The sequence below is a fragment of the Pseudomonas sp. S1_G07 genome (assembly GCF_054668565.1).
In genome coordinates, this window is the sequence record NZ_CP162778.1 from 330,893 (window position 1) to 342,625 (window position 11,733).

General features: G+C 54.4%; 25 protein-coding genes. All 25 read right to left on the bottom strand.

Annotated elements, in window-relative coordinates:
- Position 1: 1 nt before the first annotated feature.
- Complete coding sequence (rpsK, locus tag AB4O05_RS01505) at positions 2-391, bottom strand: 30S ribosomal protein S11 (protein WP_002555466.1); 390 nt, start codon at positions 389-391, stop codon at positions 2-4.
- Positions 392-421: 30 nt separating this feature from the next.
- Positions 422-778: a 30S ribosomal protein S13 gene (rpsM, locus tag AB4O05_RS01510; RefSeq protein WP_003194635.1), complete on the bottom strand. Its 357-nt coding sequence runs from the start codon at positions 776-778 to the stop codon at positions 422-424.
- A gap of 129 nt (positions 779-907) precedes the next feature.
- Positions 908-1,024 carry a 50S ribosomal protein L36 gene (rpmJ, locus tag AB4O05_RS01515; RefSeq protein WP_002555468.1) on the bottom strand — a complete coding sequence of 39 codons (117 nt, stop codon included), beginning with the start codon at positions 1,022-1,024 and terminating at the stop codon, positions 908-910.
- Positions 1,025-1,052: 28 nt separating this feature from the next.
- Positions 1,053-2,381: a preprotein translocase subunit SecY gene (gene secY, locus AB4O05_RS01520; protein WP_003194637.1), complete on the bottom strand. Its 1,329-nt coding sequence runs from the start codon at positions 2,379-2,381 to the stop codon at positions 1,053-1,055.
- Entirely contained in the window at positions 2,382-2,819 is a 438-nt protein-coding gene (gene rplO, locus AB4O05_RS01525; protein ID WP_003176407.1) for a 50S ribosomal protein L15, read from the bottom strand. It lies immediately after the preceding gene.
- A gap of 3 nt (positions 2,820-2,822) precedes the next feature.
- Positions 2,823-2,999 carry a 50S ribosomal protein L30 gene (rpmD, locus tag AB4O05_RS01530; RefSeq protein WP_003176408.1) on the bottom strand — a complete coding sequence of 59 codons (177 nt, stop codon included), beginning with the start codon at positions 2,997-2,999 and terminating at the stop codon, positions 2,823-2,825.
- Positions 3,000-3,001: 2 nt separating this feature from the next.
- A complete protein-coding gene (rpsE, locus tag AB4O05_RS01535; protein ID WP_003186035.1) occupies positions 3,002-3,502 on the bottom strand; it encodes a 30S ribosomal protein S5 in 501 nt (166 codons plus the stop codon).
- Positions 3,503-3,505: 3 nt separating this feature from the next.
- Positions 3,506-3,856, bottom strand: coding sequence for a 50S ribosomal protein L18 (gene rplR, locus AB4O05_RS01540; protein ID WP_003186037.1), 351 nt, complete (start codon positions 3,854-3,856; stop codon positions 3,506-3,508).
- A gap of 10 nt (positions 3,857-3,866) precedes the next feature.
- On the bottom strand, positions 3,867-4,400 hold the full coding sequence (gene rplF / locus AB4O05_RS01545; RefSeq protein WP_339530076.1) for a 50S ribosomal protein L6: 534 nt from the start codon (positions 4,398-4,400) through the stop codon (positions 3,867-3,869).
- Positions 4,401-4,412: 12 nt separating this feature from the next.
- Positions 4,413-4,805 carry a 30S ribosomal protein S8 gene (rpsH, locus tag AB4O05_RS01550; protein WP_003176413.1) on the bottom strand — a complete coding sequence of 131 codons (393 nt, stop codon included), beginning with the start codon at positions 4,803-4,805 and terminating at the stop codon, positions 4,413-4,415.
- A gap of 208 nt (positions 4,806-5,013) precedes the next feature.
- Positions 5,014-5,319, bottom strand: a complete 306-nt coding sequence (gene rpsN / locus AB4O05_RS01555) for a 30S ribosomal protein S14 (RefSeq protein ID WP_003176414.1) — start codon at positions 5,317-5,319, stop codon at positions 5,014-5,016.
- A gap of 13 nt (positions 5,320-5,332) precedes the next feature.
- Positions 5,333-5,872 carry a 50S ribosomal protein L5 gene (gene rplE / locus AB4O05_RS01560; RefSeq protein WP_003194642.1) on the bottom strand — a complete coding sequence of 180 codons (540 nt, stop codon included), beginning with the start codon at positions 5,870-5,872 and terminating at the stop codon, positions 5,333-5,335.
- 22 nt (positions 5,873-5,894) lie between these two features.
- Positions 5,895-6,209, bottom strand: coding sequence for a 50S ribosomal protein L24 (gene rplX, locus AB4O05_RS01565; RefSeq protein WP_007896770.1), 315 nt, complete (start codon positions 6,207-6,209; stop codon positions 5,895-5,897).
- 11 nt (positions 6,210-6,220) lie between these two features.
- Positions 6,221-6,589 carry a 50S ribosomal protein L14 gene (gene rplN, locus AB4O05_RS01570; RefSeq protein ID WP_002555479.1) on the bottom strand — a complete coding sequence of 123 codons (369 nt, stop codon included), beginning with the start codon at positions 6,587-6,589 and terminating at the stop codon, positions 6,221-6,223.
- Positions 6,590-6,612: 23 nt separating this feature from the next.
- Positions 6,613-6,879 (bottom strand): 30S ribosomal protein S17, encoded by a 267-nt coding sequence (gene rpsQ / locus AB4O05_RS01575; protein ID WP_003194644.1) that lies wholly within the window; start codon positions 6,877-6,879, stop codon positions 6,613-6,615.
- A gap of 2 nt (positions 6,880-6,881) precedes the next feature.
- On the bottom strand, positions 6,882-7,073 hold the full coding sequence (gene rpmC, locus AB4O05_RS01580) for a 50S ribosomal protein L29 (RefSeq protein ID WP_002555481.1): 192 nt from the start codon (positions 7,071-7,073) through the stop codon (positions 6,882-6,884).
- Positions 7,073-7,486 (bottom strand): 50S ribosomal protein L16, encoded by a 414-nt coding sequence (rplP, locus tag AB4O05_RS01585; RefSeq protein WP_003176421.1) that lies wholly within the window; start codon positions 7,484-7,486, stop codon positions 7,073-7,075. Before rplP ends, rpmC begins: the two co-directional genes overlap by 1 nt.
- A gap of 12 nt (positions 7,487-7,498) precedes the next feature.
- Entirely contained in the window at positions 7,499-8,185 is a 687-nt protein-coding gene (gene rpsC / locus AB4O05_RS01590; protein ID WP_003176422.1) for a 30S ribosomal protein S3, read from the bottom strand.
- A gap of 13 nt (positions 8,186-8,198) precedes the next feature.
- A complete protein-coding gene (gene rplV, locus AB4O05_RS01595) occupies positions 8,199-8,531 on the bottom strand; it encodes a 50S ribosomal protein L22 (RefSeq protein ID WP_003103908.1) in 333 nt (110 codons plus the stop codon).
- Positions 8,532-8,542: 11 nt separating this feature from the next.
- Positions 8,543-8,818, bottom strand: a complete 276-nt coding sequence (gene rpsS / locus AB4O05_RS01600; RefSeq protein ID WP_003232420.1) for a 30S ribosomal protein S19 — start codon at positions 8,816-8,818, stop codon at positions 8,543-8,545.
- A gap of 16 nt (positions 8,819-8,834) precedes the next feature.
- Complete coding sequence (rplB, locus tag AB4O05_RS01605) at positions 8,835-9,659, bottom strand: 50S ribosomal protein L2 (protein ID WP_003210080.1); 825 nt, start codon at positions 9,657-9,659, stop codon at positions 8,835-8,837.
- A gap of 14 nt (positions 9,660-9,673) precedes the next feature.
- Positions 9,674-9,973, bottom strand: a complete 300-nt coding sequence (gene rplW, locus AB4O05_RS01610) for a 50S ribosomal protein L23 (RefSeq protein WP_002555488.1) — start codon at positions 9,971-9,973, stop codon at positions 9,674-9,676.
- Entirely contained in the window at positions 9,970-10,572 is a 603-nt protein-coding gene (rplD, locus tag AB4O05_RS01615) for a 50S ribosomal protein L4 (protein ID WP_003210082.1), read from the bottom strand. The genes rplW and rplD overlap by 4 nt, the downstream gene beginning before the upstream one ends.
- 12 nt (positions 10,573-10,584) lie before the next feature.
- Complete coding sequence (gene rplC / locus AB4O05_RS01620) at positions 10,585-11,220, bottom strand: 50S ribosomal protein L3 (RefSeq protein ID WP_003194649.1); 636 nt, start codon at positions 11,218-11,220, stop codon at positions 10,585-10,587.
- An 81-nt stretch (positions 11,221-11,301) separates the two neighbouring features.
- Positions 11,302-11,613 carry a 30S ribosomal protein S10 gene (rpsJ, locus tag AB4O05_RS01625; protein ID WP_003186070.1) on the bottom strand — a complete coding sequence of 104 codons (312 nt, stop codon included), beginning with the start codon at positions 11,611-11,613 and terminating at the stop codon, positions 11,302-11,304.
- Positions 11,614-11,733: the final 120 nt, after the last annotated feature.

An 11,733-nucleotide genomic window follows, 5' to 3' on the forward strand; every position in this document is an offset into this window, starting at 1 on the left:
ATTACACGCGGCGCTTCTTCGGCGGACGGCACCCGTTGTGCGGGATTGGCGTCACGTCGGTGATGCTGGCGATCTTATAGCCACAGCCGTTCAAAGCACGGACAGCAGACTCACGACCTGGACCTGGACCTTTGACGTTAACGTCGAGGTTTTTCAGGCCATATTCCAGCGCAGCTTGACCAGCACGTTCAGCAGCTACTTGAGCAGCAAACGGAGTGGACTTGCGGGAACCGCGGAAACCCGAACCACCGGAGGTAGCCCAAGAAAGCGCGTTACCTTGACGGTCGGTGATGGTCACGATGGTGTTGTTAAAAGAAGCATGGATGTGGGCGATGCCATCAACCACTGTCTTTTTAACTTTTTTACGAGGACGAGCAGCAGGTTTTGCCATGATAATTTTCCTGTCGATTCGCGGGGGCGATTACTTGCGGATCGGCTTACGCGGACCTTTACGGGTACGCGCGTTAGTCTTGGTACGCTGACCGCGCACTGGAAGACCACGACGATGACGCAGACCGCGATAGCAACCGAGGTCCATCAAACGCTTGATTTTCATGTTGATTTCGCGACGCAGGTCACCTTCAGTGGTGAACTTCGCCACTTCGCCACGCAGCTGTTCAATCTGCTCGTCGCTCAGATCCTTGATCTTAGCGGCTGGGTTTACCCCAGCAACCGCGCAAATTTTCTGCGCAGTAGTGCGACCAACACCATAGATGTAGGTCAGCGAGATAACAGTGTGCTTGTTATCTGGAATGTTAACGCCTGCAATACGGGCCATTCAGTGGGACTCCAATTGACAGCTACCTACGCCCCGGAAGCCAAGAAATAGGGCGCGAGATAATATCGCTGTAATAACAAATAATCAACCCGGCAGCGCACTAGCTGCCGGGCTTTAAGCGGATCACACTCAGCCTTGGCGCTGTTTGTGACGCGGTTCCGCGCTGCAAATTACTCGAACAACACCTTCGCGGCGAATAATCTTGCAGTTACGGCACAGCTTTTTCACCGATGCACGAACTTTCATCACCAACTCCTCGAACCTTATGGGGTACTCAGCGCAACATGCCGCTGCCGTAGCCCTTCAGGTTGGCTTTCTTCATCAGGGATTCGTACTGGTGCGAAACGAGGTGCGATTGTACTTGGGACATGAAGTCCATCACAACCACGACCACGATCAGCAACGAGGTCCCGCCAAGGTAGAACGGAACGTTTGCTGCAACCACCAGGAACTGGGGCAACAGGCACACGGCCGTCATATATAGAGCACCGAACAGGGTCAAACGAGTCAGAACGCCATCAATGTAGCGTGCCGACTGCTCACCTGGACGGATGCCCGGAATAAAGGCACCGGACTTCTTCAGGTTTTCCGCTACGTCTTTCGGATTGAACATCAACGCCGTATAGAAGAAGCAGAAGAAAATAATCCCTGCACTAAACAGCAGAATATTCAACGGCTGACCAGGAGCGATCGACTGAGAGAGGTCCTGCAGCCAGCCCATATTTTCAGACTGACCAAACCAGGTACCCAACGAAGCCGGAAACAGCAAAATGCTGCTCGCGAAAATTGCCGGAATAACACCGGCCATATTCACTTTCAGCGGCAAGTGGCTGGTCTGCGCAGCAAAAACCTTACGGCCCTGCTGACGCTTGGCGTAGTGAACAGCAATACGACGCTGGCCACGCTCAATGAACACCACAAAACCGATAATCGCTACTGCCAGCAAACCGATAGCAACCAGGGCAAAAATGTTGATATCACCCTGACGGGCAGACTCGAAAGACTGCCCAATCGCTCTCGGAAGACCGGCGACGATACCTGCGAAAATCAACATCGAGATACCGTTACCAACACCACGCTCAGTAATCTGCTCACCCAGCCACATCATGAACATCGCACCAGCCACAAATGTGGATACCGCGACGAAATGGAAGCCAAAGTCACCAGTGAACGCAACGCCCTGCCCTGCCAGACCAACGGACATGCCGATAGCTTGAACCAGGGCGAGAACGACAGTGCCGTAGCGGGTGTACTGGCTAATCTTGCGACGACCAGCTTCACCTTCCTTCTTCAACTGCTCCAGCTGCGGGCTGACGGCAGTCATCAACTGCATGATGATCGATGCCGAGATGTACGGCATGATCCCCAGTGCAAAGATGCTCATCCGTTCCAGCGCGCCGCCGGAAAACATGTTGAACAAGCTAAGAATGGTCCCCTCATTCTGTCGAAACAGGTCTGCGAGTCGGTCCGGGTTGATACCTGGAACCGGGATGTGTGCGCCTATTCGGTAGACGATAATCGCCAGGAACAGAAAACGCAGACGAGCCCAAAGTTCAGACATACCGCCTTTGCCGAGCGCTGAGAGAGCACCTTGCTTAGCCATTTATTCCTCGAACTTGCCGCCAGCTGCTTCGATAGCCGAACGCGCACCTTTGGTGGCGCCGATTCCCTTGCCGATAGTGACAGCGCGAGTCACTTCACCGGACAGCATGATTTTCACACGCTGCACGTTGACGTTGATCACGTTGGCATCTTTCAGGGTCTGCACAGTAACGATGTCGCCTTCCACTTTAGCCAGCTCGGACAGACGCACTTCTGCGCGGTCCATGGCTTTCAGGGATACGAAACCGAACTTAGGCAGGCGACGATGCAGCGGCTGTTGACCGCCTTCAAAGCCTGGAGCAATGGTGCCACCGGAGCGGGAGGTTTGACCTTTGTGGCCGCGGCCACCAGTCTTACCCAAACCGCTACCGATACCACGGCCCGGACGATGCTTTTCGCGACGGGAACCCGGCGCTGGACTCAGATCATTGAGTTTCATCGATTAACCCTCGACACGCAGCATGTAGTAAGCCTTGTTGATCATCCCGCGATTTTCGGGAGTATCCTGGACTTCTACAGTGTGACCGATGCGACGCAGACCCAAACCCTTAACGCACAATTTGTGGTTAGGGATGCGGCCGGTCATGCTTTTGATCAGCGTTACTTTAACGGTAGCCATGATCAGAAGATCTCCTTGACGCTTTTGCCACGCTTGGCGGCAATGGATTCAGGAGACTGCATAGCTTTCAAACCCTTGAAAGTGGCGTGAACCACGTTTACTGGGTTAGTCGAGCCATAGCACTTGGCCAGAACGTTCTGAACACCAGCAACTTCGAGGACAGCACGCATAGCGCCGCCAGCGATGATACCGGTACCTTCAGAAGCAGGCTGCATGTACACCTTCGAAGCGCCATGGGCAGACTTCATTGCGTACTGCAGAGTGGTGCCGTTCAGATCAACTTGGATCATGTTGCGACGAGCAGCTTCCATTGCCTTCTGGATCGCAGCAGGCACTTCACGTGACTTGCCACGGCCGAAGCCAACACGCCCTTTACCATCACCTACCACGGTCAACGCGGTGAAAGTGAAGATACGGCCGCCTTTAACGGTTTTGGCTACGCGGTTAACTTGAACCAGCTTCTCAATGTAGCCTTCGTCGCGCTTTTGGTCGTTATTTGACATAACTTAGAACTCCAGCCCAGCTTCACGAGCAGCATCAGCCAGCGCTTTAACGCGGCCGTGGTACTTGAAGCCAGAGCGGTCGAAAGCCACTTGCGAGACGCCAGCGGCCTTAGCACGCGTAGCGACCAGCTGGCCAACCTTTGTGGCCGCGTCGATGTTGCCAGTGGCACCATCACGCAGTTCTTTATCCAAAGTCGAGGCACTTGCCAGAACTTTGTTGCCGTCGGCCGAGATGACCTGGGCGTAGATGTGCTGCGACGAGCGGAACACGCAGAGACGCACGACTTCGAGTTCGTGCATTTTCAGGCGTGCTTTGCGAGCGCGACGCAGTCGAGTAACTTTTTTGTCGGTCATTTGCTATGCCCTACTTCTTCTTGGCTTCTTTACGACGGACGACTTCGTCCGCGTAGCGCACACCTTTGCCTTTGTACGGCTCTGGTGGACGGAAGTCGCGGATCTCAGCGGCCACTTGACCTACCAGCTGCTTATCGATGCCCTTGATCAGGATATCGGTCTGGCTAGGGGTCTCAGCGGTGATGCCTTCCGGCAGTTCGTAATCCACTGGGTGCGAGAAGCCAAGGGCCAGGTTCAAAACCGAGCCTTTTGCTTGCGCTTTGTAACCAACACCGACCAGCTGGAGCTTACGCTCGAAGCCTTGGCTTACGCCTTGGACCATGTTGTTTACCAACGCACGCGTGGTACCGGCCATTGCGCGAGTTTGTTGATCGCCATTGCGAGCAGCGAAACGCAGCTCACCAGCTTCTTCAACGATCTCAACGGACGAATGGATGTTCAGTTCAAGAGTACCCTTGGCACCCTTCACCGAAAGCTGTTGGCCTGCGAATTTGATTTCGACACCGGCTGGCAGCTTAACGGGGTTCTTAGCGACGCGAGACATGCTTATCCCCCCTTAGAACACAGTGCAAAGAACTTCGCCGCCGACACCGGCAGCGCGCGCAGCACGATCCGTCATCACACCTTTGTTGGTGGAGACGATAGACACGCCCAGACCGCCACGAACTTTCGGCAGATCTTCAGCGGACTTGTACTGACGCAGGCCTGGACGGCTAACGCGCTTCACTTCCTCGATGACCGAACGGCCTTCGAAGTACTTCAGCTCGATGGACAGCAGTGGTTTGATTTCGCTGCTGATCTGATAACCCGCAATGTAGCCTTCGTCTTTCAGGACTTTGGCAACAGCTACCTTCAACTTGGAAGATGGCATGCTTACGACGGACTTTTCAGCCATCTGGGCATTACGGATACGAGTTAGCATGTCCGCTAACGGGTCCTGCATACTCATGGGCTAGACGCTCCTAATACAAAAAAATTAGCCTTGCGGCTACATATGTCGCCGAGAATCTCCGAGCATAGAAAACACGGGCTCAGGCGAGCCGGGTATTCTAGACACACTCCGGAAATGAAACAAGCCCCAAAAGGGGCTTGTTCCAGTTTCAAGGTCACCGGTGGTCTGGATCTTGCGAGTCAGGCCACCTGGACGTTGAAAGTACTTACCAGCTGGCTTTAACCAGACCTGGTACGTCACCACGCATTGCCGCTTCACGCAGTTTGTTACGGCCAAGGCCGAACTTGCGGTAAACGCCGTGTGGACGACCGGTCAGGCGGCAGCGGTTACGCATGCGCGAAGCGCTTGCGTCACGTGGCTGCTTCTGCAGGGCTACTGTAGCTTCCCAACGCGCTTCTGGACTTGCGTTCAGATCAACGATGATTGCTTTCAGTGCTGCACGCTTCTTGGCGTACTTGGCAACCGTGAGCTGACGTTTCAGCTCGCGGTTTTTCATGCTCATCTTGGCCATGGTCCTACTCCAATCAGTTGCGGAACGGGAATTTGAAAGCACGCAACAGGGCGCGACCTTCATCATCGTTCTTGGCAGTGGTGGTCAGGGTGATGTCCAGACCGCGGAGAGCATCGATCTTGTCGTAGTCGATTTCCGGGAAGATGATCTGCTCTTTCACACCCATGCTGTAGTTACCACGACCGTCGAAGGACTTGGCATTCAGGCCGCGGAAGTCGCGAACCCGAGGCAGGGAGATCGACAGCAGACGATCCAGGAATTCATACATACGCTCACGGCGCAAAGTCACTTTGACGCCGATCGGCCAACCTTCACGGACTTTAAAGCCAGCGATGGATTTCCGAGCGTAAGTCACAACGACTTTTTGACCGGTGATCTTTTCCAGGTCAGCAACAGCGTGCTCGATGACTTTTTTGTCGCCGATCGCTTCGCCCAGACCCATGTTCAGGGTGATTTTGGTAACGCGCGGAACTTCCATCACGTTCCCGAGCTTAAGTTCTTCCTTAAGCTTGGGGGCGATTTCCTTCCGGTAAATCTCTTGTAGTCGTGCCATGGTCTTATCTACCTAGCAGTGTTCAAGCATCAACCGCTTTTTGGGTCGACTTGAAGACACGAATTTTCTTACCGTCTTCTACTTTGAAACCAACACGATCAGCCTTGTTGGTTTCGCCGTTGAAGATGGCGACGTTAGAAGCGTGCAGTGGCGCTTCTTTCTCGACGATACCGCCCTGTACGCCCGACATCGGGTTAGGCTTGGTATGGCGCTTGACCAGGTTCAGACCACCAACGACCAGACGGTCGTCAGCGAGAACCTTCAGCACCTTACCGCGCTTACCCTTGTCTTTGCCGGCGATCACGATGATCTCGTCGTCACGACGAATCTTTTGCATGTCGGATCTCCTTACAGCACTTCTGGGGCGAGCGAGACGATCTTCATGAACTTCTCAGTACGAAGTTCACGGGTCACTGGCCCAAAGATACGGGTGCCGATCGGCTCTTGCTTGTTGTTCAGAAGAACAGCAGCGTTGCCATCAAAGCGGATAATGGAGCCATCTGCACGACGTACGCCGTGACGAGTGCGGACTACAACAGCAGTCATCACTTGGCCTTTTTTCACTTTACCGCGAGGAATCGCTTCCTTGACGGTAACTTTGATGATGTCACCGATACCAGCGTAACGACGATGGGAGCCACCCAGCACCTTGATGCACATAACACGGCGAGCGCCGCTGTTATCGGCCACATCGAGCATGGATTGAGTCTGAATCATATAATTTCTCCGACCCCTAGTCCTTAGACTTCCACAGCGCGTTCGAGAACATCAACCAGCGCCCAAGACTTGGTCTTGGCCATCGGACGAGTTTCACGAATAGTGACTTTGTCGCCGATGTGGCACTGATTGGTTTCGTCGTGCGCGTGCAGCTTAGTCGAACGCTTAACATATTTACCGTAGATCGGGTGCTTAACGCGACGCTCGATCAGAACGGTGATGGTTTTGTCCATCTTGTCGCTGACAACACGGCCAGTCAGCGTACGGACAGTCTTTTCGGCTTCAGCCATGATCACTTACCTGCCTGCTGGTTGAGCACAGTCTTCACGCGAGCGATGTCACGCTTAACTTGCGAGAGCAGATGAGACTGCCCCAACTGGCCAGTTGCTTTCTGCATGCGCAGATTGAACTGGTCGCGCAGCAAGCCGAGCAGTTGCTCGTTCAGCTGCTGTGCGGATTTTTCACGAAGTTCATTCGCTTTCATCACATCACCGTCCGTTTAACAAAGGAGGTGGCGAGCGGCAGCTTTGCAGCAGCCAGGGCGAAAGCCTCACGCGCCAGCTCTTCAGAAACACCCTCGATTTCATACAGGACTTTGCCTGGCTGAATCTGGGCTACCCAGTATTCCACGTTACCCTTACCTTTACCCATCCGAACTTCGAGGGGCTTTTTGGAGATCGGCTTGTCCGGGAATACACGGATCCAGATCTTGCCGCCACGTTTTACGTGACGGGTCAGAGCACGACGCGCTGACTCGATCTGACGAGCGGTGAGACGACCACGAGCTACAGACTTCAGCGCGAACTCGCCGAAGCTGACTTTGCTACCGCGCTGTGCCAGACCACGGTTGTGGCCTGTCATCTGCTTGCGGAACTTCGTACGCTTAGGTTGCAACATTTGGCGTACCCCTTACTTAGCAGCTTTTTTACGAGGCGCTGGTGCTTGTGGTTTCAGTTCTTCTTGGCGACCACCAATTACTTCGCCTTTGAAGATCCAAACCTTTACACCGATCACACCGTAAGTGGTGTGAGCTTCGTAGTTGGCATAGTCGATGTCGGCACGCAGGGTGTGCAATGGCACACGACCTTCGCGATACCATTCAGTACGTGCGATTTCAGCACCGCCGAGACGACCGCTCACTTGGATTTTGATGCCTTTGGCACCAATGCGCATGGCGTTCTGTACGGCGCGCTTCATAGCACGGCGGAACATGACGCGACGCTCCAGCTGCTGAGCTACGCTCTGCGCAACCAGCATACCGTCGAGCTCCGGCTTGCGGATCTCTTCGATATTGATGTGCACAGGCACACCCATTTGCTTGGTCAGGTCCTGACGCAGTTTCTCAACATCTTCACCTTTCTTCCCGATAACGATACCTGGACGAGCAGTGTGGATGGTGATACGTGCAGTTTGTGCCGGACGATGGATATCGATACGGCTTACGGACGCGCTTTTTAGTTTGTCTTGGAGATACTCACGCACCTTCAGATCAGCGAACAAATAGTCCGCATAAGTCCGACCGTCTGCGTACCAGACGGAGGTGTGCTCCTTGACGATTCCCAGGCGAATGCCAATGGGATGTACTTTCTGACCCATCTCTTCGACTCCGTTACTTGTCAGCAACCTTGACAGTGATATGGCAAGACCGCTTGACGATGCGATCAGCACGGCCTTTGGCACGCGGCATGATACGCTTCAGCGAACGCCCTTCGTTGACGAAAACGGTGCTGACCTTCAGGTCATCAACGTCTGCGCCTTCGTTATGCTCGGCGTTGGCTACGGCCGACTCCAGCACTTTCTTCATGATCTCGGCGGCTTTCTTACTGCTGAAAGCCAACAGGTTGAGCGCTTCGCCCACCTTCTTCCCGCGGATCTGGTCGGCGACCAAGCGGGCTTTCTGGGCGGAGATTCGAGCGCCCGACAACTTAGCGGCTACTTCCATTTCCTTACCCCTTAACGCTTGGCTTTCTTGTCTGCCACGTGCCCACGATAAGTGCGGGTACCGGCAAACTCGCCTAGTTTGTGGCCGACCATGTCTTCGTTAACGAGAACCGGGACGTGCAGACGACCGTTGTGTACTGCGATGGTCAGACCGACCATTTGTGGCAGGATCATCGAACGACGCGACCAGGTTTTAACTGGTTTGCGATCGTTCTTTTCCGCCGCCACTTCGATCTTCTTCAGTAGGTGAAGATCAATAAAAGGACCTTTTTTCAGAGAACGTGGCACTGTCGTATCCCTCTATTTACTTGCGACGACGGACGATCATTTTGTCGGTACGCTTATTACCACGAGTCTTCGCGCCCTTAGTCGGGAAGCCCCATGGCGATACCGGATGACGACCACCAGAGGTACGACCTTCACCACCACCGTGTGGGTGGTCAACCGGGTTCATGGCAACACCACGAACGGTTGGGCGAACGCCACGCCAGCGTTTGGCACCAGCTTTACCCAGCGAACGCAGGCTGTGCTCGGAGTTCGAGACTTCACCCAGGGTCGCGCGGCATTCAGCCAGCACTTTACGCATCTCACCAGAACGCAGACGCAGGGTCACGTAGACACCTTCACGAGCGATCAGCTGAGCCGAAGCACCAGCGGAACGAGCGATTTGCGCGCCTTTACCTGGCTTCAATTCGATGCCGTGTACGGTGCTACCAACTGGAATGTTACGCAGTTGCAGAGCGTTGCCCGGCTTGATCGGTGCCAGGGCACCTGCGATCAGCTGGTCACCAGCACTCACGCCTTTAGGGGCGATGATGTAGCGACGCTCGCCATCTGCGTACAGCAGCAGAGCGATGTGAGCAGTACGGTTTGGATCGTATTCGATACGCTCGACAGTGGCAGCGATGCCATCTTTGTCGTTGCGACGGAAGTCGACCAGACGATAATGCTGCTTATGGCCACCACCGATGTGACGAGTGGTAATACGACCATTATTGTTACGACCACCAGTCTTCGATTTCTTCTCGAGCAGCGGTGCGTGAGGAGCGCCTTTATGCAGCTCCTGGTTGACCACCTTGACCACAAAACGGCGGCCAGGGGAAGTCGGTTTGCATTTAACGATTGCCATGATGCACCCCTTCCTTACTCAGCACTGCTGCTGAAATCGAGATCTTGGCCTGGCTGAAGGGAGATAACTGCCTTCTTCCAGTCATTACGCTTGCCCAGACCGCGAGCAGTGCGCTTGCTCTTACCCAGAACATTCAGGGTAGTAACACGCTCTACTTTCACGCTGAACAGGCTTTCGACGGCCTTCTTGATTTCCAGCTTGGTTGCGTCAGTTGCAACCTTGAAAACGAACTGGCCTTTCTTGTCAGCCAGAACCGTAGCCTTTTCGGAAACGTGCGGGCCAAGCAGAACTTTAAATACGCGTTCCTGGTTCATCCCAGCAGCTCCTCGAATTTCTTCACGGCCGACACGGTGATCAACACCTTGTCGTATGCGATCAGACTAACTGGATCGGAACCTTGCACGTCACGTACATCAACGTGTGGCAGGTTGCGAGCAGCCAGGTACAGGTTCTGATCAACAGCTTCAGACACGATCAGGACGTCAGTCAGGCCCATGCCGTTCAGCTTGTTCAGCAGATCTTTGGTTTTCGGCGCTTCAACAGCGAAATCCTGAACCACGACCAGACGATCAGTACGCACGAGTTCAGCAAGGATGGAGCGCAGTGCTGCGCGATACATCTTCTTGTTGAGCTTCTGAGTGTGATCCTGTGGACGAGCTGCGAAAGTGGTACCGCCGCCACGCCAGATTGGGCTACGGATAGTACCGGCACGAGCACGGCCAGTACCTTTCTGACGCCAAGGGCGCTTACCGCCACCACGAACGTCGGAACGGGTCTTTTGCTGCTTGCTACCTTGACGGCCGCCGGCCATGTAGGCCACGACTGCTTGGTGAACCAGCGTCTCGTTGAATTCGCCGCCAAATGTCAGTTCGGAAACTTCGATCGCTTGAGCGTCATTTACATTTAATTGCATGTCAGCTTCCCCTTAACCGCGAGCCTTGGCCGCTGGACGTACAACCAGGTTGCCGCCAGTAGCGCCAGGAACAGCACCCTTGACCAACAACAGATTGCGTTCAGCGTCGACGCGCACTACTTCGAGGGACTGCACGGTCACGCGCTCAGCGCCCATATGACCGGACATTTTTTTGCCCTTGAATACACGACCAGGAGTCTGGCACTGGCCAATAGAGCCCGGGACGCGGTGGGAAACGGAGTTACCGTGAGTGTTGTCTTGGCCACGGAAATTCCAACGCTTGATCGTACCCTGGAAGCCTTTACCCTTGGACTGACCGGTTACATCAACCAGTTGACCAGCGGCGAAGATTTCAGCGTTGATCAGATCGCCAGCCTGGTAGTCGCCGTCTTCAAGACGGAACTCCATAACAGTGCGACCAGCTGCAACGTTTGCTTTAGCGAAGTGACCTGCCTGAGCAGCAGTCACACGCGAAGCACGACGCTCGCCGACAGTGACTTGCACTGCACGATAGCCATCGGTTTCTTCAGTTTTGAACTGGGTGACGCGATTCGGCTCGATCTCAATGACCGTGACCGGAATGGAGACACCTTCTTCGGTGAAAATACGGGTCATACCGCATTTACGACCGACTACACCAATAGTCATGTTGTAAACCTCATGAGTGTACGGGGCTTTCACCCGCTATGGCCGCCCATTTCAGAGCGTTACACGACTAAGACCCAAGTCTTAGCCGAGGCTGATCTGTACTTCCACACCGGCCGCCAGATCAAGCTTCATAAGTGCATCAACGGTTTTATCCGTTGGCTGGACGATGTCCAGAACGCGCTTATGAGTACGGATCTCGTACTGGTCACGCGCGTCTTTGTTGACGTGCGGGGAGACCAGAACGGTGAACCGCTCTTTACGGGTAGGCAGTGGAATTGGACCACGCACTTGTGCACCAGTACGTTTCGCGGTTTCCACGATTTCCTGGGTGGATTGGTCGATCAGGCGATGGTCAAAAGCCTTCAACCTGATACGGATTTGCTGATTTTGCATTGGATTTCAGACTCCGGCTGCTATTCCCAGCGAGCGCAATACGCCCGTTAAAAGGAGGCGCAATTCTATAGACGGCCCAGATAGGTGTCAACCCAATAAAAAAGGCCCCCGCTGAGCGGG